19 protein-coding genes and 1 tRNA gene are annotated in these 18,955 nt (G+C 71.1%); 7 read left to right on the top strand and 13 right to left on the bottom strand.

The features are described 5' to 3' along the window. Window positions 1-486 (top strand): tyrosine-type recombinase/integrase (locus V7D28_RS07025; protein ID WP_333586657.1); only part of this gene is annotated, 486 nt, incomplete at its 5' end. Between the two features lie 27 nt (window positions 487-513). Here the strand turns inward: V7D28_RS07025 and V7D28_RS07020 are convergent. Together V7D28_RS07020 and V7D28_RS07015 are read right to left on the bottom strand one after the other, a co-directional pair. Beyond that, window positions 514-590 (bottom strand) — tRNA-Arg (locus V7D28_RS07020). An 85-nt stretch (window positions 591-675) separates the two neighbouring features. Continuing rightward, on the bottom strand, window positions 676-1,710 hold the full coding sequence (locus V7D28_RS07015) for a P1 family peptidase (RefSeq protein ID WP_333586661.1): 1,035 nt from the start codon (window positions 1,708-1,710) through the stop codon (window positions 676-678). Window positions 1,711-1,837: 127 nt separating this feature from the next. On the opposite strand from V7D28_RS07015, the gene V7D28_RS07010 reads away from it, so the two are divergent. Further along, window positions 1,838-3,595: a gamma-glutamyltransferase family protein gene (locus V7D28_RS07010; RefSeq protein ID WP_333586660.1), complete on the top strand. Its 1,758-nt coding sequence runs from the start codon at window positions 1,838-1,840 to the stop codon at window positions 3,593-3,595. Between the two features lie 19 nt (window positions 3,596-3,614). On the opposite strand, the gene V7D28_RS07005 is transcribed toward V7D28_RS07010, so the two are convergent. The 4 genes from V7D28_RS07005 to V7D28_RS06990 all read right to left on the bottom strand — a co-directional run bounded on the left by V7D28_RS07005 (window position 3,615) and on the right by V7D28_RS06990 (window position 7,179). Further along, window positions 3,615-5,123: a sensor histidine kinase gene (locus V7D28_RS07005; RefSeq protein ID WP_333586656.1), complete on the bottom strand. Its 1,509-nt coding sequence runs from the start codon at window positions 5,121-5,123 to the stop codon at window positions 3,615-3,617. Between the two features lie 162 nt (window positions 5,124-5,285). Next, the gene (locus V7D28_RS07000; protein ID WP_442957904.1) at window positions 5,286-6,335 is read right to left on the bottom strand and encodes a quinone-dependent dihydroorotate dehydrogenase; all 1,050 of its coding nucleotides are present in this window, start codon (window positions 6,333-6,335) and stop codon (window positions 5,286-5,288) included. Next, the gene (locus V7D28_RS06995) at window positions 6,332-6,676 is read right to left on the bottom strand and encodes a DUF952 domain-containing protein (RefSeq protein ID WP_333586658.1); all 345 of its coding nucleotides are present in this window, start codon (window positions 6,674-6,676) and stop codon (window positions 6,332-6,334) included. The genes V7D28_RS07000 and V7D28_RS06995 overlap by 4 nt, the downstream gene beginning before the upstream one ends. Further along, entirely contained in the window at window positions 6,673-7,179 is a 507-nt protein-coding gene (locus V7D28_RS06990; RefSeq protein WP_333586655.1) for a SixA phosphatase family protein, read from the bottom strand. Before V7D28_RS06990 ends, V7D28_RS06995 begins: the two co-directional genes overlap by 4 nt. Before the next feature lie 93 nt (window positions 7,180-7,272). On the opposite strand from V7D28_RS06990, the gene metX reads away from it, so the two are divergent. Both metX and metW read left to right on the top strand, forming a co-directional pair. Then, on the top strand, window positions 7,273-8,433 hold the full coding sequence (metX, locus tag V7D28_RS06985; RefSeq protein ID WP_333586654.1) for a homoserine O-acetyltransferase MetX: 1,161 nt from the start codon (window positions 7,273-7,275) through the stop codon (window positions 8,431-8,433). After that, complete coding sequence (gene metW, locus V7D28_RS06980; RefSeq protein WP_333586653.1) at window positions 8,430-9,098, top strand: methionine biosynthesis protein MetW; 669 nt, start codon at window positions 8,430-8,432, stop codon at window positions 9,096-9,098. Before metX ends, metW begins: the two co-directional genes overlap by 4 nt. Before the next feature lie 36 nt (window positions 9,099-9,134). Here the strand turns inward: metW and V7D28_RS06975 are convergent, their stop codons facing one another. The 3 genes from V7D28_RS06975 to V7D28_RS06965 all read right to left on the bottom strand — a co-directional run bounded on the left by V7D28_RS06975 (window position 9,135) and on the right by V7D28_RS06965 (window position 13,631). Continuing rightward, window positions 9,135-12,254: an autotransporter outer membrane beta-barrel domain-containing protein gene (locus V7D28_RS06975; protein WP_333586652.1), complete on the bottom strand. Its 3,120-nt coding sequence runs from the start codon at window positions 12,252-12,254 to the stop codon at window positions 9,135-9,137. A gap of 172 nt (window positions 12,255-12,426) precedes the next feature. Continuing rightward, entirely contained in the window at window positions 12,427-12,771 is a 345-nt protein-coding gene (locus tag V7D28_RS06970; protein WP_333586651.1) for a P-II family nitrogen regulator, read from the bottom strand. Next, window positions 12,768-13,631, bottom strand: a complete 864-nt coding sequence (locus V7D28_RS06965; protein ID WP_333586650.1) for a class I SAM-dependent methyltransferase — start codon at window positions 13,629-13,631, stop codon at window positions 12,768-12,770. The genes V7D28_RS06970 and V7D28_RS06965 overlap by 4 nt, the downstream gene beginning before the upstream one ends. A 97-nt stretch (window positions 13,632-13,728) precedes the next feature. On the opposite strand from V7D28_RS06965, the gene gloB reads away from it, so the two are divergent. Beyond that, window positions 13,729-14,490, top strand: coding sequence for a hydroxyacylglutathione hydrolase (gene gloB / locus V7D28_RS06960; protein WP_333586649.1), 762 nt, complete (start codon window positions 13,729-13,731; stop codon window positions 14,488-14,490). 3 nt (window positions 14,491-14,493) lie between these two features. Here the strand turns inward: gloB and V7D28_RS06955 are convergent, their stop codons facing one another. The 3 genes from V7D28_RS06955 to V7D28_RS06945 all read right to left on the bottom strand — a co-directional run bounded on the left by V7D28_RS06955 (window position 14,494) and on the right by V7D28_RS06945 (window position 17,263). Next, window positions 14,494-15,198: a DUF4908 domain-containing protein gene (locus V7D28_RS06955; protein ID WP_333586648.1), complete on the bottom strand. Its 705-nt coding sequence runs from the start codon at window positions 15,196-15,198 to the stop codon at window positions 14,494-14,496. Window positions 15,199-15,315: 117 nt separating this feature from the next. Further along, entirely contained in the window at window positions 15,316-16,041 is a 726-nt protein-coding gene (locus tag V7D28_RS06950) for a beta-ketoacyl-ACP reductase (protein ID WP_333586647.1), read from the bottom strand. A 46-nt stretch (window positions 16,042-16,087) separates the two neighbouring features. After that, window positions 16,088-17,263 carry an acetyl-CoA C-acetyltransferase gene (locus V7D28_RS06945; RefSeq protein ID WP_333586646.1) on the bottom strand — a complete coding sequence of 392 codons (1,176 nt, stop codon included), beginning with the start codon at window positions 17,261-17,263 and terminating at the stop codon, window positions 16,088-16,090. Window positions 17,264-17,420: 157 nt separating this feature from the next. Here V7D28_RS06945 and phaR point away from each other — a divergent pair, with 157 nt between their 5' ends. Together phaR and V7D28_RS06935 are read left to right on the top strand one after the other, a co-directional pair. After that, window positions 17,421-18,032, top strand: coding sequence for a polyhydroxyalkanoate synthesis repressor PhaR (gene phaR / locus V7D28_RS06940; RefSeq protein WP_333586645.1), 612 nt, complete (start codon window positions 17,421-17,423; stop codon window positions 18,030-18,032). A gap of 68 nt (window positions 18,033-18,100) precedes the next feature. After that, a complete protein-coding gene (locus V7D28_RS06935; protein ID WP_333586644.1) occupies window positions 18,101-18,430 on the top strand; it encodes a hypothetical protein in 330 nt (109 codons plus the stop codon). On the opposite strand, the gene V7D28_RS06930 is transcribed toward V7D28_RS06935, so the two are convergent. Continuing rightward, on the bottom strand, window positions 18,427-18,750 hold the full coding sequence (locus V7D28_RS06930) for a DNA-binding protein (RefSeq protein WP_333586643.1): 324 nt from the start codon (window positions 18,748-18,750) through the stop codon (window positions 18,427-18,429). The two genes, V7D28_RS06935 and V7D28_RS06930, sit on opposite strands and share 4 nt — an antisense overlap. Window positions 18,751-18,955: the final 205 nt, after the last annotated feature.

The following is an 18,955-nucleotide window of genomic DNA, read 5'->3' as shown; positions in this document are numbered from 1 at the left end:
AATTACGATGGCGCGCGCCTGACCCTGCGCATCGGCAAGAACCAGCGCAACGGACGCGAGGCGTCCCTGATCTCCATCCCCTGCACGGCGACCCTCCGGCAGATGCTCGATGGCATGGAGCGGCGCAGCGCTCTGATCCTCACGACCAAGGAGGGCAAGCGCTTCACGCCGCGCTATTTCGGTCATCAATGGGACGCAGCCATGAAGGCCGCAAAGCTCGGCGCTACGGAGCTGCGCTTCCACGATCTCCGGGGCACAGCCGTCACCATGCTGGCGGAAGCCGGCTGCTCGGTTCCGCAGATCGCCTCCATCACGCAGCACTCGTTAGCGACTGCGACCCGGATTCTGGAGACCTACCTGGCCCCGACTCGGCATCTGGCGACCCAGGCGATCGCCCAGTTCGAGAACGCAGCAGCAACAGAATTTGCAAACCGGCTGCAAACCAGGGCCGAAAACACCCCTGCCAAGACCCAGCAGAAAGGCTGAAACGCGAATGATTTCAATGGGAAGAAATGGCGCGCCCGGAACGATTCGAACGTCCGACCCTCAGATTCGTAGTCTGATGCTCTATCCAGCTGAGCTACGGGCGCGCACTTGCCTTACGGCGAGGGCGCGGAACCTAGTCGGGGATTGGGGCGAGCGCAAGCCGGGGGCGGAAAAAAAGACGGAGCCGGGTCAGAGGTCGCGCCAGCAGGGGGGCTGGGCGCCCGGCTGGCCCTGCGGCCAGGGGGCGGCGGCATAGACGCCCCGGGCCACGGCGCGGGCCAGGGTGTCGGCGGCCAGCGCGCCGAGCCGGGCGATCTGGAAGTCGGGACGCTCGCCCAGGGGCCGCAGGCCGGTGGCCAGAACGAAGACCACGTCCCCGTCAAAGGGGGCGTGCACCGGACGGATGGCGCGGGCCAGGCCGTCCTGGGCCATCACCGCCAGGCGCCGGGCCTGGGAGGGGGTGAGGATGGCGTCGGTGGCGACGCAGGCGATGGTGGTGTTGCTGCGTGGAGCCGGATCGGCCTTGGCCAGGCCCCAGTCGTCCCCGGCCGCCGCCAGACCCGCCGAACCCAGGCCGCCGAACTCGGCCTCCATCTCGAAGGGCGCGGCCCAGAAGCTCCGCCCGCCGGGGGCGACCACGGAGCCGAAGCTGTTGACCGCCGCCAGGGCGCCCACCGTGAAGCCGTCATGGGTCACCGCCGAGGCCGAGCCCACGCCCCCCTTCAGCCGCCCGGCCAGGGCGCCATAGCCGGCGCCGGCCGTTCCCAGCGCCACCGTCGGACCTGCGGCCACGGCCGCGGCGCGGCCCAGGGCGCGATAGGGCGGCGCCTCGCCCCAGGCCTTGTCGCCGCCATTGGCCAGGTCATAGAGGATGGCCGCAGGAACCACCGGGGAGACGGGCACGCCGGCCGTGGTCACCAGGCCATAGCCCCGCCCCCGGGCGCCCAGCCAGGCGGCCACGCCATCGGCCGCGGCCAGGCCGTAGACCGAGCCGCCGGACAGCACCACGGCGTCCACCGCCTCCACCAGGTTGTGCGGATCCAGCGCGTCAGTCTCCCGGGTGCCCGGCCCGCCGCCGCGGACGTCGCAGGCCGCCACGGCGCGGGCCTCGGGCAGGATGACGGTGACCCCGGTGCGGACCGCCTCGTCATGGGCCTGACCCACGCTGAGGCCGGGCACGTCGGTGATCAGGTTGCGGGCGCCGGGGCGGGCGGGACCAGGCATCATGGCGCCTTTGCTCCATTCCAGGCGCCCTGGCTCGCACGGCGGGCGGTTGTTGTCCACGGCGGGAGGGCTAAGGTGCGCCCCTCGCTTCGCCCTCCTGTGTCGCCGCCAGATGAGTAAGCTCTTGATCGATTTCCGCCTGCCCCGCCCTGTCGCCGTCGCCGCCCTGGCCGCCAGCCTTGTCCTGAGCGCGTGCGCGCCCCTCGCCCAGGGACCTGCAGGCGCACGCGACCTCGCCGCCGCCCCGCCGGCCGGACAGAGGGGCGAACAGCGCACCGGCCAGGCCATGGTGGCCGCGGCCAATCCCCTGGCGGTGGAGGCCGGGCTGGAGGTGCTGCGCGCCGGCGGCTCGGCGGTGGACGCCGCCGTGGCCGTTCAGGCGGTGCTGGGCCTGGTGGAGCCGCAGAGCTCGGGCATCGGGGGCGGCGCCTTCCTCGTCCACTATGACGCCGCCACCGGCCAGGTGAGCGCCTATGACGGCCGCGAGACCGCGCCCGCGGCCGCTACGCCGGACCTGTTCCTGACGCCGGACGGGAAGCCGCGGCCCTTCTTCGAGGTGCTGCTGTCGGGCCGCTCCACGGGCGCGCCGGGGGCCGTGGCCATGCTGCACATGGCCCAGGCCGAGCACGGAAATCTCGCCTGGCGCGACCTGTTCGGGGCCGCCGAGCGCCTGGCGGATGAGGGCTTCATCGTCAGCCCGCGCCTGGCGGAGATGATCGTCAGCCGGGCGCCCCAGGCCAAGACCGCCGACGCCCTGGCCTATTTCACCAAGCCCGACGGGACCCCCTATGGCGCCGGGGACCGGCTGCGGAACCCCGCCTATGCCGCCACCCTGCGCAAGGTCGCCGCCGAGGGTCCGGACGCCCTGCTCAAGGGCGAGATCGCCGCGGCCATCGTCGCCAAGGTGCGCGAGGGCGAACTGCCCGGGGTGATGACGCTGGAAGACCTGGCCGGCTATCGGCCCAACAAGGTCGAGGCCCTGTGCCGGCCCTATCGCATCCATGTGGTGTGCACCCCGCCCGCCCCGTCCGGCGGCCCCGCCGTCCTGCAGGGACTGGGCCTTTTGGAGCGCACCGCCATCGGCCAGTACGGACCGGGCGACGCGGAAGGCTGGTACCTCTTCACCCAGGCCAGCCGCCTCATGTACGCCGACCGCGACCGCTATATGGGCGATCCGGCCTATGTGGATGTGCCCACCGAAGGGCTGCTGGCCCCGGACTATCTGGACGCCCGCGCCGCCCTGATCGGGCCGAGCGCCGGGCCGGCGCCGGCGCCGGGCGCGCCGCGCGGGGCCGGGGTCCGCGCCCCCGACGCCACGCGGGAAGTCTCGGGCACCTCGCATTTCGTCGTGGCCGATCCGGCGGGCAATGTGGTGTCCATGACCACCACGGTGGAGAGCATCTTCGGCTCCGGGCGGATGGTGGGGGGCTTCTTCCTCAACAACCAGCTCACCGACTTCGCGTTCGCCCCGGTCAATCCCGACGGCGCCCCGGCGGCCAACGCCCTGGCCGGGGGCAAGCGGCCACGCTCGTCCATGGCGCCGGCCATCGTGCTCGACCAGGACGGCGGCTTCTATGCGGCGGTGGGCTCCCCCGGCGGCACCTCCATCCTGGCCTATAATCTGAAGGCCCTGGTGGGCGTGCTGGACTGGAACCTGTCCATGGCTGAAGCCATCGCCCTGCCCAATCTGATCGCGCGGGGGACCAGCTATTCGGCCGAAGGGTCGAAGTTCGCGCCCGAAGTGATCGAGGGCCTGCGCGCGCGCGGGGTGACCTTCACCGCCGTGGGCGGCGAGGGCTCGGGCCTGCATGGGCTGAGGGTGACGCCCCAGGGGCTGGAAGGCGGCGCCGATCCCCGCCGGGAGGGCGTGGCCCTGGGCTTCTGACGCCGGAACAGAATAGGGTTCAGGAGGCGGGCGTCTCGCCGGCCTCCTGGCCGGTGGTCTTGCGTCGCCCGCGCGGCTTGGCCTTGCCCGGCGCCGGCGATGCGACGCCCGGAAGGCGAAGCTCGAACCGGGCGCCGGTCTCGCCGCTCTCGGCCAGCACCAGATCGCCGCCATGGCCCTGGGCCAGCTCGCGGGCGATGGCCAGGCCCAGCCCCGTCCCCTCGGCCCGCCCGGAGCCCGCAAAGGGCTGGAACAGCCGCTCCTGGACCTTGGCGGGGATGCCCGGCCCATCATCGGCCAGGGTGATGATGCTGAGGCCCGGCTCGGTCGTCAGGGACAGGCGCACCACGCCCCGGCCGCGGGCCTCCATGGCCTCGCGGGCGTTGCGCATGAGATTGACCAGGATCCGGTGCAGCTGATCGGGATCGGCCAGGATCTGAGCGCGGTCGTCCACCTGCAGGTCCAGGCGAACGCCCTCAGGGACCAGCCGCGCCTCCTCGGCGGCGATCTCCGCGGCCTCGGCCAGGGGGACGGGGCGAGCCTCGGGCGGGGCTTCTTGCGTCTTGCCATAGGCCAGGACGTGGGAGGCGAGCTTGATGGCCCGGTCCAGGGCCCGCTCCAGCCGGGGCAGGGCGCGGCCCACATCGGGATCGGCCGAGGCGGCCAGACGCTCCGAGGCGATCTGGGCGCTGGTCAGCATGTTGCGCAGATCATGATTGATCTTGGCCACCGCCTCCCCCAGGGCCGCCAGACGCGCCCGGGAGTTCAGGGCCGCCCGCAGGTCGGCCTGCATCCGCACCAACTCGGTTTCGGCCCGGCCGATCTCGTCCCGGCGCCCCGACGGTTGCACCCGCGCCCGGGGGTCGTCCGGGTCCACCCGGAATAGCTCCAGGCTGCGGGTGATGCGCTGCATGGGCCGCACCAGGAACAGGTTCAGCGACAGATAGACCAGGCCGCCGGCCATGGCCGAGACGAAGGCGGTGACCGCGATCAGCCGCCACAGATAGGCCGTCAGGTCCTGGCGCAGCTCGGCGTCGGGGGCGACGATCTCGATGAATTCGGCGTCGCGGAAACGGGGCTCGGCCACCACGCGGACCATTCGCCCCTCCCCCCCGAACAGGGTCTGGAAGGGCGCCGCCAGCCAGGACGCCACCGCCTGGTCGCGCAGGTCCACCAGATAGGGGGTGCGGCTGAGGTTCGAGCCGCGCAGCACCAGGCGGCGCACCCCGTCGCTCTGGATGGCCACCCACTCCACGCCGGCCACCTCCAGAAGTTCGGAGGAGAGCTGCTCGCTGACCACCATGTCCGGCGCCACCTCCGCCGCCAGGGAGGCCAGTTCGGCCGCCCTCACCCGGTCCAGAAGCCACTGCTCCTCGAAGGCGGCCAAGGTCGGCGGCACGATCAGGGCGCCGCCGAACAGGACGAACAGGCTGGTCAGGATGAGCAGGCGCGCCGACAGGCCGCCCGGCCAGAAGAGGCCGCGCCGGGATGGGCCCGCAGGCGCTTCGGGGGAGGGGGTCTCCGCCATGGTTGTCCGTTAATCCACGCCGCCCGATTGGGCAACGCAGGCCAGCGCCCCCGCCAGCGTCAGCTTAGAGCAGGATCGGCTCTTTCGGAATCCGCAGCGGCTGCGGTCTTGGTCCTGGACAGCCATCTCAGCCCGCCAATCCGCCGTCCTTGCGACCGCGCCTCAGCCGGCGCCGATGGCCTGGGCCGCCGAGGCGAAGCCGTCGGCGCGCAGGCGCTGGGCCAGGTCCCGCTTGATCCGGACCACCAGACCTGGCCCGCCATAGACCATGGCGGAATAGAGCTGAACCGCCGCCGCGCCGGCCCGAATCTTGGCGTAGGCGTCGGCGCCGGTGGCGATCCCGCCGGCCCCGATCAGGGCGAACCGGCCAGCCGCCGCGGCGTGGAACGCGGCCAGCACCTGGGTGGACAGGGCCAGGAGGGGCGCCCCCGACAGACCCCCGGCCTCGCCGGCCAGGGGCGAGGTCAGGCTCGCCGGGCGCGAAAGGGTGGTGTTGGAGACGATCACCGCCTGCAGACCGGCGGCGGCCACCACATCGCTGATCGCCTCCACCTCGCCCGTCTCCAGGTCGGGCGCCACCTTCAGGAAGATGGGCGCGCGGCCCGTGGCCGGCAGGGCGTCACGCGCCTCGGCGATGCGTCCCAGCAGGTCCTCCAGGGCCCCGCGGGTCTGCAGGGCGCGCAGGCCCGGCGTGTTGGGAGAGGAAATGTTGATGGTGAAATAGTCAGCCAGGCCCCACAGGCGCTGGAGCCCCGTGACATAGTCGCCGATGCGGTCGGCGGAATCCTTGTTGGCGCCGATATTGGCCCCGACTACGCCAGGGCCGCGACCAGCCAGCCGCTCGGCGAAGGCGTCCAGGCCCTCGTTGTTGAAGCCCATGCGGTTGATCACCGCCTGGTCGGATGACAGGCGGAAGAGCCGGGGACGCGGATTGCCAAGCTGCGCCAGGGGCGTGACCGTCCCGCACTCCACAAAACCGAAGCCCGCCGCCAGCATGGGGCCATAGACCTCGGCGTTCTTGTCGAAGCCGGGCGCCAGGCCCACCACATTGGGCAGGGCGAGCCCGCCCACCTGGCCGGCCAGCACAGGATCCTCAGCGCCGCCGGCCTTGGGGCCGAGGCCCGCCTTCAGGGCCATGATGGTCAGGCGGTGGGCGTCCTCGGGGTCCAGGGCGTGGAGCCCCCGCGCGGCCAGATCGTGCAACAGGCTCAAGAGAGGGCTCCCAGCCGGGGCAGGCCGGCGGCGTCCAGGGGGGCGGGCCGCGCCTCGCGCACCAGGCCCACGTCCAACGGTTCATAGAGATGGGGAAAGAGCGCCCCGCCGCGGGAGGGCTCCCAGCGCAGGTCAGCGCCGGCAAGGTCGTCGGCCTCGATCTCCAGCACCACCAGGTCGGACTGGCCGGCGAAGTGCTTGGCGGCGGTTTCCTGCGCCTGGGCGGCGGTGGAGAAGTGGATGTAGCCGTCGGCCAAGTCCACGGCGGAGCCCTCGAACCGGCCGGCGGCCTGCGCCCCCGCCCATTCCGCCTGGCTCAGGATCTTGTAGATGCGCATCAGTCATAGCCCCCGCGGGGCGGCAGCAGCAGGCCGTCATAGATGGGCCGCCCGGCGTCATCGAACAGGAAGACCGCGGCCGCCGAGGTGGGGAATCGCGACCGGGCCATCGCCATCAGGTCGGGCGAAGCGCCGCCTTCGGCCAGGAGGCGGACCACCAGTTCATGCAGGCCCGGATTGTGGCCGATGACCATCAGGGTCCGCGCCCCGTCCGCCCCCGCCGCCTGGACAATCTCCCAGACCTTTCCGGCCTCGGCATGGTAGAGGTCCGGCTCGAAACGCGCCGGACAGGCCGGACAGACCGGCGACAACGCCTCCCAGGTGTCTCGGGTGCGGGCGGCGTCCGACACCAGGCAGAGATCGGGGACGAAGCCCATCTCGGCCAGGCGGGCGCCGGCTTCCCGCGCGTCGCTTCGCCCTCGGGCCGTGAGGCGGCGGGCGAAATCGTCGCCGCTCGCCGAATCGCGCTCGGCCTTGCCGTGCCGGAGAAGGATCAGACGCTCCATTCGCACTCCATCGCCCCTGAGGACCTCCCATAGCCCGCCCCGCGGCCTGCGCGAAGCGGTTGACAGCCGCGGAGCTTGGCGGTCCAAGGCGGCATGAGCCAGACGGAGATCCTGAGCCCGGCCATCGAGACCAATGGCGGGACCCTGCGCCTGCCTGCGGGCGCGGTCCTGAAGCTCGAATCCGGGGCGACGCTGGCGCCTCTGGAAATCGCCTACAAGACCTACGGGCGGCTGAACGCCGACAAATCCAACGCCGTGCTCGTCTGCCATGCGCTGACCGGCGACCAGCACGCCGCCTCGGTTCATCCGATCACCGGAAAGCCGGGCTGGTGGTCGCGGGTGATCGGGCCTGGCCTGCCCCTGGATCCGGACCGCTACTTCATCATCTGCTCCAATGTGATCGGCGGCTGCATGGGCTCCACGGGCCCCTCCTCCCTCGATCCCGCCACGGGCCATCCCTACGCCCTGACCTTTCCGGTGATCACCATCGCCGACATGGTCCGGGCCCAGGCCATGCTGCTGGACGCGCTGGGGATCGAGACCCTGTTCGCCGCGGTGGGCGGCTCCATGGGCGGAATGCAGGTGCTGCAGTGGGCGGCGGCCTATCCTGAAAGGTTGCGGTCGGCGGTCTGCATCGCCGCGGCGGCCCGGCACTCGGCCCAGAACATCGCCTTCCACGAGGTGGGCCGCCAGGCGATCATGGCCGATCCCGACTGGCGGGGCGGCGCCTATGAGTTGGCCGGCGTGCGTCCGGAGAAGGGGCTGGCCGTGGCGCGCATGGCCGCCCACATCACCTATCTGTCCGAAGCCGCCCTGCAACGGAAGTTCGGGCGCGAACTGCAGCGCGACGGCCTGTCCTGGGGGTTCGACGCCCCGGACTTCCAGGTGGAGAGCTATCTGCGCCACCAAGGCGCAGCCTTCGTCGATCGGTTCGACGCCAATTCCTATCTCTATATCACTCGCGCCCTGGACTATTTCGACCTGGCCGCCAGCCATGACGGGGTGCTGGCCAACGCGTTCAAGCGCGCGCGGCAGGTGCGCTTCTGCGTGCTCTCCTTCTCGTCGGACTGGCTCTATTCCACCGCCGAAAGCCGCGATGTGGTCCGCGCCCTGAACGCCGCCGGCTGCCGGGCGAGCTTTGTGGAGATCGAGACCGACAAGGGCCACGACGCCTTCTTCCTGGACGAGCCGGTGATGCAGTCGGCCCTGCGCGGCTTCTTCGAATCCCAGGCCCAGCAGTGGGGGCTCCGGTGAGCGGGCTGCGCGAGGACTTTAAGGAGATCCTGCGCCTGGTGCGCCCGCAGAGCCGCGTGCTGGACATCGGCTGCGGCGAGGGGGAACTGCTGGAGCTCCTGGCCCGGGAGAAGGGCGTCGACGGCCAGGGCCTGGAGATCAGCCCCGGCGGCGTGGCCGCTTGTCTCGCCAAGGGCGTGGCCGCGGTCCAGGGGGATGGCGACCGCGATCTGGACCACTTTCCCACCCAGGCCTTCGACTACGCCATCCTGTCCAAAACCCTGCAGCAGATGCGCGAACCGCGGCACGTGCTGTCGGAGCTGATGCGCATCGCCGACCGGGCCATCGTCTCGGTGCCGAACTTCGGACACTGGCGGGTGCGCTGGGCGCTGCTGACCACCGGGCGGATGCCCGAAACCAAGGCCCTGCCGGAGCCCTGGTGGTCGACCCCCAACATCCACCTCTGCACCCTGCGGGACTTCACCGCCCTGTGCGACGAGCTGGGCCTGCGCATCGAGGCCTGCGCCGCGGTGAGCCGGGGTCAGGCCGCCCGGCAGATCGACGCCAGCCGTCCGCTGGAGAACTGGCGGGCCGAGACGGCGCTTTTCCTGCTGACCCGCAGCACGCCGAACCGGGCCGCCCCGGCGCCCGAAGAGGCGCCGCGCGGCGATCTCTTCGACCGCTGAGGCCCTGACCGGTTTCCCACGTCTCGCATCGCGCTTCTAGAAGGCCAGCCGCGCCACCACCCGGCCGTCATAGGCCTCGTAGTCGTCGCGAATCTCGCCGCCGGCTTCGAAGCCCAGGTCGAAGTAGCGGGTGGAGCCGCGAAGTCCGACCCGCACCACCATGGCGCCGTCATCCAGTTCCGGGGCGGCCAGGGTGAAGCTGGGACCGCCGCTGATGAAGCGGGCGGTGGTGGCGTCGGGACCATCACCGGTGCGGGTGCGGTAGCCCACCGTCACCTCCGGCCGCCAGAGCATGGCCTGAGGATCGCCGAAGGTCGCGCCCAGGGCCACGCCGGCGAAGGCCGAGAGCTGCTGGCTGGTGCGGCCGTCGATCTCCAGGTCCACCGCCTCGCCGCCGCCGCTCTCGGTGCGGCCGTCCTCATCCAAATAGACGAAGTCGGCCGAGATCATGGGCCGCAGGTGAACCCGTCCCATGCGCGCCGTATAGGCGATGCCCGTATGCGCGCTGGCCATCAGGGCGTTCCATTCGGAGCTGGCCGTGCGGCTCAGGCCCGCCCCGGTGTCGACGACCGCACGGTCGGCCTGCAGCCAGGCATAGCCCGCATTGGCGCCCGCCGTGATGGTCAGCGGACCCCCGCCCAGCCGCCAGTAGGCGCCGCCGGACAGGGCCGAGCCGGTGAGCTTTTCGGCCGCCGCCGAGCCGTTCTCGTCGACGGTGATGTTCAGGAAGCTGGTCTGAAGGCCCAGCGCCCCCCAGGGACCCTGGGCGCTTTCCACGCCGGCGGCGAAGCCGAAGCCATCCGCCTCGAAGCCGGCGGCCCCGTCGAGCGTCTGCTTCTGGAGGACGCCGATCTCCTGGGCCCAGACCCTCCGGCCGCCCGGCGGCAGCTGGCTTTCCGCCCCGTCCATGGCCCGCGCCGTGGCCTCCTGGGCCGAGGCGAACACCCGGAAGAGCGCGCCGGAGTAATCCGGCAGGAACTGATCGTAGAGGGCGATGAAGCCCGCCGCGTCGCCCCTGCCCAGCAGGGCGTCACGCACGGTGGCGTCCCGGTCGAAGGCCTGGAACACGGCCTCATAGGCGCCGGCCTGCCCCGCCGACAGGCCCGCCTCCTCGGCGGTCCGGCGACGCACGTCGGCGACCAGGGCGTTCTGAGCGGTGTCGGCCCGCAGGGTGGTGCGGTAGAGCCAGGGCCCCTGCGCCAGCAGCTCCTCCCCAAGCTCGCCCTGGACCACCAACCGCCCGGCCTGCACCAGGGTGAAGCTGGTGGGATCGGTAAGCTTGTCGGTGAACCTCAGCCCGATCTGCGCCCCATCGGCCAGCACCGCGTCGCCGGCCACGACCAGCTGCGTATGGGCTCCGGTCGAGGGGGTGGCCGTCAGGACGATCTGGCCCTTCTGGCCGACGTCGAGGCTCGACAGATTGACGGCCCCGGTGTTGGTGGCGGTCAGGCGGCCGTCCAGCACCTGCACGGCCAGACCGCCCCCGGCGTTGGTCAGGGCGCCGTTGAGGGTCGCCCCGCCGCCGATCAGCAGGCTGTCGGCGCCGGTCCCGAAGGCCACGTCGCCGATGAGCACGCCCGACAGCAGCTCCAGCCGCGAGGGTCCCGAGCCGAACAGAACGTCGCCCTGCAGGGTGGCGGTGACGGTGTCGCTGGCGTTGGCCGTCTGGCGCACGGTCACGCCACTGGTGTTGGCCCGCAGGTCCAAGGCGATGGCGCGACCCATCACCGTGCCCTCCAGCGGGGTCAGGGTGGCGGCGATGAGGCCGCTGTTCTCGATCAGGGACAGGGAGCCCGAGAGGTCGCGGATGGCGGTGGCCACGCCCTGCGAGCCCGTGATGGCCGCGGCGATGGTCCCGGTGTTGGTCACCTGGCTGGTCACCGCGCCCTGGTCGATCTGAAGGGCGCGGACCTCGACGGCGGACGAAACCGCGGTGGCGCCGGCGCGGATCGTGCCGCTGTTGGCCACCACCGGCGCCCGCGCGCCGTCCTTCAGATGAAGGCCCACGGCGCCGGCCCCGAGCGCGGTGGAGGAGACCGTGCCTTGCACCTTCACGCCGCCGGCCACATCCACCAGACCGCCCTGCCCGCCGATCACCACCCCTTGGGCGCTGACGCCGTCATAGAGGCCAAGGCCCTGGGCCGTGCCCTTGATGACCAGGCCATAGGCGTCGTTGCCTGCGCCCACCAGGCCCAGGCTGATATTGGCGGGGCCGCCGATCTCGATCGCGGCCGCAGCGCCATAGCTGGTGATGACGCCCGTGGTCTCGCTGGCGTCCGGGACGCCGTCATCGTCCTCGTCATCGTCATTGGGGTCGTTGTTGGGCGGCGGCGCATCCACCAGCACGCCGCCTATGACGGTCCCGCGCACCCGCACAGCCGGCCCGCCTTGCAGCAGGTCGTCGGCGTCCAGCTTGCTCACATCGCTGGGCGGGGTGGTGTAGCGATAGCCGCTGACAGTCACCGGGCCGCCGAGGACCAGCTTTCCGCCGACGGGGCCGTCCACCGCCACGCCTATGGCGCCGGCGCCCTGAGCTGTAACACCACCGGTGGTGCGCACATCGCCGCCGACGGCGCCCGCCGTGTGGATGCCGATGCTGCGGTCGCCCACCACGCTGATGGAGCCGCCCGCGCGGATCGAACCGTCCACCCCGGCCTGCGCCCGGATACCGGCCGAATCATTGCCTTCCACCACGATGGCGCCGGCGGTCTGGACGATGGAGCCGCGGAAGGCCTCCGTTCCCGTCACCCGGACGCCCGCCCGGTTGGAGCCCTGGGCGAAGGGGCCGTCGAGGTCCCCGTCATTGTCGGCGTCGGTCGGTGTGTAGCTTTCGTCGACGGTCAGCGCCCCGCTGAGCGTCACCTCGCCCCGCCGGCCGCCCTGGATCAGCAGGGCGGTGGAGTCATTGGCGTCGGTGACCCCGGCCGCGCCGGCGATGCTGACATTGTTGTCGCTGTTGAGCGTGATCGCCGCCCCGCTCGTGGGCTTCACCGACCCGCCGCTGGCCACGGTGAGATTGTCGGGGGTCCCGGAGGCGGCCGTCGCGGTGGCCACAGGCGTCGTCCGGGCGTCGCTGATGGTGGTTTCCGCCTGAGCCAGCCCCGCCGCCCAAAGCAGCGGGCTCGCCGCCGCCGCCGTCAACAAACGCCTGTCCATCGGCCCCTCCCGTCCCTGCGCAGAAATGCGTCGGGGCCGGAATGAGCCTCAATTAAGGAGGAAGTCGGGGCTCAATGGGGCAATGCCAAGGCGAATAAAGGCGTCCAGAAGGCGCGAAATATCCCCGTTCGACAAAAGCGAGTGGCTTCGCGCTTACAATTCCAGGGTGTTTTCAGCCGGCGATGGCCGAGGCGTCCCGATCCCCGGTGCGAATGCGCAGAGCCTGCTCCAGGTCCATGACGAATACCTTGCCGTCGCCGATCTTGCCGGTGTTGGCGGTGCGGGCCACCGCCTCCACCACGGCGTCGACGATGTCGGCCGGGACCGCGATCTCGAGCTTCACCTTGGGCAGAAGCTTCACCTCATATTCCGCCCCGCGATAGACCTCGGTCTTGCCGCGTTGGCGGCCATAGCCGCGGACCTCGGTGACGGTGAGGCCGGAGGCTCCAGCTTCGGTGACCGCTTCAAGCACCGCATCGAGGCGGCTGGGCTTGATGACCGCGACGATCATCTTCATGGCGACGCTTCTCCACAGGCCTCGCGCATCGAGGCTTCGAGGATCAAGCTATGACGTTCCGCCGGCCCCTCCAAGGGCCTTGCCGGCCAAGGCTCGCGGGCGCCTAAGGCCTGGGCGCCGAACAGGTTGGCGCCGGTGCGGGCCGGAGCCGGCGCGGGGGCCAGTATGGGCCGCGCCGTCCGCCGCCGCAGGCCCTGGGGACGCGCCTGGATGGCGTAGCTCTGTTTCACCGCCTCCATGAGCAGCACGCCGGAGAAGCGCGGCCACAGGCGCGCGCCCAGGGTCTCGAAGGTCTCCGCCGCCCCGGCCATCCAGTCCACCGGGGGCAGATAGAGGGCGCGGGTGTAGCCAGCCGGTTCGAGCTCGGCTTCGCGCAGCAGGGCCGCCAGTTGTCGGCGGCTGTAGGGCCGCCCGTGGCCCAGGGGGGTTCCCTCGTGATTGGCCCACAGGCCGTCGCGCGCGGCCACGGCGACGATCACCCGGCCAGCCGGCGCCAGGACCCGCCACACCTCTCGCAACAGCGCCGGAGGGTCGGGGCTCTCCTCCACGGCGTGGATCACCAGGATGCGATCGAACAGGGCGTTGCGGAACGGCAGGGCCTCTTCGTCCGCCAGGGTCGAGAGATTGCCTTCCGGCGCAGGCCAGATTTCCACCCCCTGCTGGGCGGGCATGGCGGCGATGACCCGTCGGGCGCGGCTTCTGAAGGCGCCCAGATAGGGGGTGGCGTAGCCCAGGCCTAGCAGGTCCTGGCCGCCGGCCTCGCCCCAGGCCTGGGTCAGCTTGCGACCGATCAGCGTCCGCGCCCGACGGCCGAGCTCGGAGGCGTAGAAGGCGCGCAGTTCAAGGATGTCTCGACGCATGGCCCTCAGGACTTAGGATCATCGCTGACGACCCTATCCCAGTTCGACGGCGAGTCGCCCCCCGTCGTTCCGCAACACGCCCCAGACGAGGTGTCCCATGCCCCTGACCGTCCGGCAGTTTCCCTGCCTTTCCGACAATTACGGTTTCCTGATCCGCGACGAGGCCAGCGGGCTGGCGGCCTGCGTCGACACCCCCGACGCCGAGGCCATCCTGGACCAGCTGGCTCAGACCGGCTGGACGCTGTCCCTGATCCTCAACACCCACTGGCATCCCGATCATGCGGGGGGCAACGAGGCGCTGAAGACCGCCACCGGCGCGCAGATCGTCGGCCCCGCCGAGGTGCGGCGGATCGCACCCCTGGATCGCGAGGTGGTCCATGGCGACAGCGTCCAGCTGGGCGAGACCCGGTTCGACGTCATCGATGTGGGCGGACACACCCTGGGCCACGTCGCCTTTCACGCCCCGGACGAGGCCGTGGCCTTCGTGGGCGACGCCCTGTTCACCCTGGGCTGCGGGCGGATGTTCGAGGGCGACGCGCCGCAGATGTGGGCCGGGCTGCAGAGGCTGGCGGCCCTGCCGGACGAGACCCTGGTCTATTGCGCCCACGAATACACCGCCGCCAACGCCCGCTTCGCGCTGAGCGTGGACGACGATCCGGCCCTGACCGCGCGGACGGCGGAGATCTTCGCCGCCCGCGAACGGGGCGAGGCCACCGTGCCCACGCGCATGGGTCTGGAGAAGGGCACCAATCCCTTCCTGCGCGCGCCCCGGCTGGCGGCGCGGCTGGGCCTGTCGGGGGCCGCCGATCACGAGGCATTCGCCGCCATGCGGGCGGCCAAGGACGCCTTCAAGGGATAGGGGTCAGCGCACCCCGGCGGCGGCCAGGATGCGGTCGGATGAGGGCCGGCCCGCCAGGCCGTCCTCAGGGGTGATAGTGATCAGGATGACGCCCGCCCGCAGGCTGGCGCCGGGCCTGCGACCTTCCACCAGGGTCACCTTGGAGACGCCGTTCAGCACCCGTCGGCCCTCGGGCTGGCCGGCCAGGCGCACCACGGCCTCGGCGGTGACCATGGCGGCGTCGGCCACCAGGGGGGCGGTGTCGGGCGAGGCGTCAGCCTCGAAGGGGATCAGCCGCTGGGCCGCCCGGCTGGCGCGCGCGCTGGCCTGGGCCAGCTTCTGCAGCAGGGCCTCGGGCCCCAGGGTCGGCAGCCGCAGGGGCGGCGAGCCTCCGGCCAGGGCCGCGGCCGCACCGGAGGGGCGCTGCGGCGTAAAGACGGTCAATCCGCCCAGGCGGGTGGCCCGCAGCACCGGCTGGCCCAGATCGTTCTTGTAGATGATGTCGCCCCGGGGGGCGGGCTGGGGTTCCAGCACCCAGACTTCGAAGCTGTCCTCGAACTTGACCATCGGCCGGGGGGTGGAGCGGTCGAGCACGAAGGCGCCGCCGTCCTCCACCACATAGCGCGCCACCGGGGGGGCGGCGAACCGGCGGCCGTCATAGCGCCCCTGGCCGAAGAGGCCCTCCCGCAGGGAATCCGGCGCCGCCGCAGCGGGCGCAGAAACGCTCACGCCGACAAGCAGAAAGGTCGCCGCAACAAGCTTCAGAAACGGCACGGGTCGAGCGCTCACCATGGGGCGGTCACAGATGACGTTCGACTAGGGCGCTTTTGAGACGGAGAACCGCGGTCAACCGGCCATGTACTGACCGCCATTGAGCGACAGTGTCGCCCCGGTCACATAGCCCGCATGTTCCCCGGCCAGGAAGGCCACCATGTCGGCGATCTCCTCGCCCCGGCCCAGGCGGCCGACGGGGATCTGGGAGATGATGCCCTTCAGAACGTCTTCCGGCACGGCGGCGACCATTTCGGTGTCGATATAGCCCGGCGCGATGCAGTTGACCGTCACCCCCTTGCGGGCGTTCTCCAGGGCGAGCGCCTTGGTGAAGCCGATCATGCCGGCCTTGGCGGCGGAGTAGTTGGTCTGACCCACCTGACCCTTCTGGCCGTTGATGGAGGAGATGTTGACGATGCGCCCCCAGCTGCGCTCGCGCATGCCCTCGATGACCTGGCGGGTCATGTTGAAGAGAGAATCCATGTTCACGCGGATCACCTCCGACCACTGCTCGGACGTCATCTTGTGGAAGAATCCGTCCCGGGTGATGCCCGCGTTGTTCACCAGCACGTCGACGGGGCCAAGCTCGGCCTCCACCTGGGCCACCGCGGCGCGGCAGTCGTCGAACACGCCGACATTGCCCTTGACCACCATGACGCCCAGCTCCTGGGCGCAGGCCTGGGCGGCGGCTTCATTTCCGGAATAGCCGGCGGCCACCTGGAAGCCGTCGGCCTTGAGCCTCTGGCAGATGGCGCGGCCGATGCCGCGGGTCCCGCCGGTGACGAACGCCGTCCTGGCCATGAGTCTTCTCCCTCTCCCTCGGATGGCGCCGCCTTGGATGGCGGGCCTAGATTTTCTCGACGCACATGGCCACGCCCATGCCGCCGCCCACGCACAGGGTGGCCAGGCCCTTGCCCGCGCCCGAGCGCTTCATCTCGTGCAGCAGGGTGGTCAGGATGCGCGCGCCCGAGGCGCCGATGGGGTGGCCGATTGCGATGGCGCCGCCGTTCACATTGACCTTGGCCGGGTCGAGGCCCAGCTCACGCACCACGCAGAGGGACTGGGCGGCGAAGGCCTCGTTGGACTCCACGAGGTCGAGGTCGGCCACCGACCAGCCGGCCTTGTCCAGGGCCTTGCGGCTGGCCGGGATGGGTCCCGTGCCCATGATCTCAGGATCAACCCCGGCGTGGGCCCAGGAAGCGATCCGCGCCAGCGGCTTGAGGCCGCGGGCCTTGGCCTCCTCGGCGCTCATCACCACCAGGGCCGCGGCCCCGTCATTGATGCCCGAGGCGTTGGCCGCCGTGACCGAGCCTTCCTTGGTGAAGGCCGGACGAAGGCCCGAAATGCTGTCCAGGGTCACCCCATGACGGATGTACTCGTCCTGATCGACCACCGTGTCGCCCTTGCGGCCCTTGATCGTCACCGGGACGATCTCGTCAGCGAACTTGCCGGCCTTCTGGGCGGCTTCGGCCCGGTTCTGGGAGGCCACGGCGAACTCGTCCTGGTCGGCCCGGGTGATCTGCCAGCGCGCAGCGATGTTCTCGGCGGTCTGGCCCATGTGATAGCCGTGGAAGGCGTCCCACAGGCCGTCCTTGATCATGGTGTCGACGAAGCTCAGGTCGCCCATCTTCTGGCCCGAGCGAAGCTGGGCGGCGTGGGGCGCCTGGCTCATGCTTTCCTGACCCCCGGCCACCACGATGCGGGAGGCGCCCTCGGCCACCTGCTGGGCGGCCAGGGCCACGGCGCGCAGGCCCGATCCGCAGAGCTGGTTCAGGCTCCAGGCCGGAGCCTCCACGGGAACGCCGGCGCCCACCGCGGCCTGGCGCGCCGGTCCCTGGCCGGCGCCGGCCTGCAGCACCTGGCCCAGGATCACTTCCTCGACATCGGCGGGCGAGAGACCGGCCCTTGAGATGGCCGCGGCGATGGCCGTGCGGCCCAGTTCATGGGCGGGCAGGCTGGCCAGGGCGCCGTTGAAGGACCCCACGGGGGTCCGGGCGGCCGAAACGATGACGACGTCGCTCATGGGAGGCTCCGGGCAAGAGTGTCGCGCCTATCTATCAGGACAGGACGAGGGTTGGGCAAGACGGCGCAGCATTTACGGCCCGGCTCGCATCCGCGATACTGCGGTGCAAAGACGGCTCGCCCCGAGGCCCGGGCGCGCGCCTGGAAGAGGAAACCGGATGGCCGACACCCAGGACGGCGGCGCCAAGGGCGACCGCGTCATCATCAAGAAGTATGCGAACCGGCGGCTCTACAACACCGCCTCGTCCTCCTATGTGACGCTCGAGCACCTGTCCGACATGGTCAAGCAGGGCGTGGACTTCGTGGTCTATGACGCCAAGACCAACGAGGACATCACCCGCACGGTGCTGACCCAGATCATCTTCGAGGAAGAGAGCCAGGGGCAGAGCCTTTTGCCCATCCAGTTCCTGCGCCAGCTGATCAGCTTCTATGGCAACTCCATGCAGGCCTTCCTGCCCAGCTATCTGGAGCTGTCGCTCGCCACCTTCGCCCAGCAGCAGGAGCGGATGCGCAGCCAGTTCACCCAGATGGGAACGGTGAACCCCATCGGCGCCTATGACGAACAGATCCGCCAGAACCTGGCCATGTTCGACCGGGCGATGAAGATGTTCACCCCCTTCGCCTATCCGGGGACGGGAGGCGAAGCCCAGCGCCCCGAGGCGCCGGCGGCCGCTGAGGCGCCAAACCCGGCCGATGAAAGCCTCAAGGCCCTGCAGGCCCAGATGGCCGCCATGCAGGCCCAGATCAACAAGCTGGCCGGCAAGGGCTGACTTTGCCCATTCCTTAAGGATCGGTCGGCAGGATCGGCCGACTGGTCCATCTGTCTCCGGAGCCCGCCTTGAGCGCCCCCATCGATCCCGTCCGCCAGATCGCGCGCATCGCCCGCCTGCGCCGGCGCATCGACGGGTCGAGCGAGGCCGCCGCCGGGAACATGTCCAATCTGCCCGTCCCGGCCGAGCCGCAGGCGCCGCCCCCGGCTCCGGACGCGGCGACGGGCGGGCCGGCGGTCTTTTCCGCCCATATCATGGCCCAGGGCGAGCAGCGCCGCGGCCTGAAGGCCGGCGCCTCCACCCTGGATGCGGCCCGCAGCGCCTATAATCAGACCGAGTACTCCGGCGGGGCCGACCGCCGGGCCCGCAAGGGCGGCCTCACCCGCACAGACATCTAAACCCCGCGCCCGGCGCCTTTCAGCCTGGCGATCTCGGCCTCCAGCGCCGCCACGCGCCGTTCCAGGGCGATGATCCGCTGCTCGGCGCCCGCGCCAGGGACCGGGGTGGAGACGCCCGCCTGCCGCGCCACCTCGGCCGCAGGCGTTCCCAGAACCTCGGCGAAGGTCGCCACCTCGTCCACCGACAGCTCACGCTGGTCCTTGTAGACCAGGACGAGCTCCGCCTCGCTCATGCCGGCGGCGGCCGCCAGGATGCGCCGGTTGAGCCCGCGCTCGGCCAGGCGGGCGTCGAACCATTCGGCGTCGAAAAACAGAGCCATCGCAGACGCCCTCCTGGCGCCAGTCTTGCTTGGGACCGGTCAGTCCGACTGCTGTTCCAAAGGTTCGCGTTCCATGCTGGCCCTGGCCACCCGCATTTTCGACGTCGCCGTCGTCACCTTGATCTTCACTGTCCTGACCTGATCCGGCCTGACCTGATCGGGCCTGACCTGATGGGGCCTGACCTGATGGGGCCTGACCTGATGG

The organism is Phenylobacterium sp., assembly GCF_036723115.1.
Classification (GTDB): Bacteria; Pseudomonadota; Alphaproteobacteria; order Caulobacterales; family Caulobacteraceae; genus Phenylobacterium.
This window is presented reverse-complemented; position numbering and strand designations above follow the sequence as displayed.

What these genes read in the sequence shown, in the direction of transcription:
- V7D28_RS06930 (WP_333586643.1), bottom strand. Translation starts at nt 18,750, where the DNA reads ATGGCTCTGTTTTTCGACGCCGAATGGTTCGACGCCCGCCTGGCCGAG.
- gloB (WP_333586649.1), top strand. Translation starts at nt 13,729, where the DNA reads ATGCCCCTGACCGTCCGGCAGTTTCCCTGCCTTTCCGACAATTACGGT.
- V7D28_RS06970 (WP_333586651.1), bottom strand. Translation starts at nt 12,771, where the DNA reads ATGAAGATGATCGTCGCGGTCATCAAGCCCAGCCGCCTCGATGCGGTG.
- V7D28_RS06975 (WP_333586652.1), bottom strand. Translation starts at nt 12,254, where the DNA reads ATGGACAGGCGTTTGTTGACGGCGGCGGCGGCGAGCCCGCTGCTTTGG.
- V7D28_RS06965 (WP_333586650.1), bottom strand. Translation starts at nt 13,631, where the DNA reads ATGCGTCGAGACATCCTTGAACTGCGCGCCTTCTACGCCTCCGAGCTC.
- V7D28_RS06950 (WP_333586647.1), bottom strand. Translation starts at nt 16,041, where the DNA reads ATGGCCAGGACGGCGTTCGTCACCGGCGGGACCCGCGGCATCGGCCGC.
- V7D28_RS06945 (WP_333586646.1), bottom strand. Translation starts at nt 17,263, where the DNA reads ATGAGCGACGTCGTCATCGTTTCGGCCGCCCGGACCCCCGTGGGGTCC.
- V7D28_RS07015 (WP_333586661.1), bottom strand. Translation starts at nt 1,710, where the DNA reads ATGCCTGGTCCCGCCCGCCCCGGCGCCCGCAACCTGATCACCGACGTG.
- phaR (WP_333586645.1), top strand. Translation starts at nt 17,421, where the DNA reads ATGGCCGACACCCAGGACGGCGGCGCCAAGGGCGACCGCGTCATCATC.
- metX (WP_333586654.1), top strand. Translation starts at nt 7,273, where the DNA reads ATGAGCCAGACGGAGATCCTGAGCCCGGCCATCGAGACCAATGGCGGG.
- V7D28_RS06990 (WP_333586655.1), bottom strand. Translation starts at nt 7,179, where the DNA reads ATGGAGCGTCTGATCCTTCTCCGGCACGGCAAGGCCGAGCGCGATTCG.
- V7D28_RS07005 (WP_333586656.1), bottom strand. Translation starts at nt 5,123, where the DNA reads ATGGCGGAGACCCCCTCCCCCGAAGCGCCTGCGGGCCCATCCCGGCGC.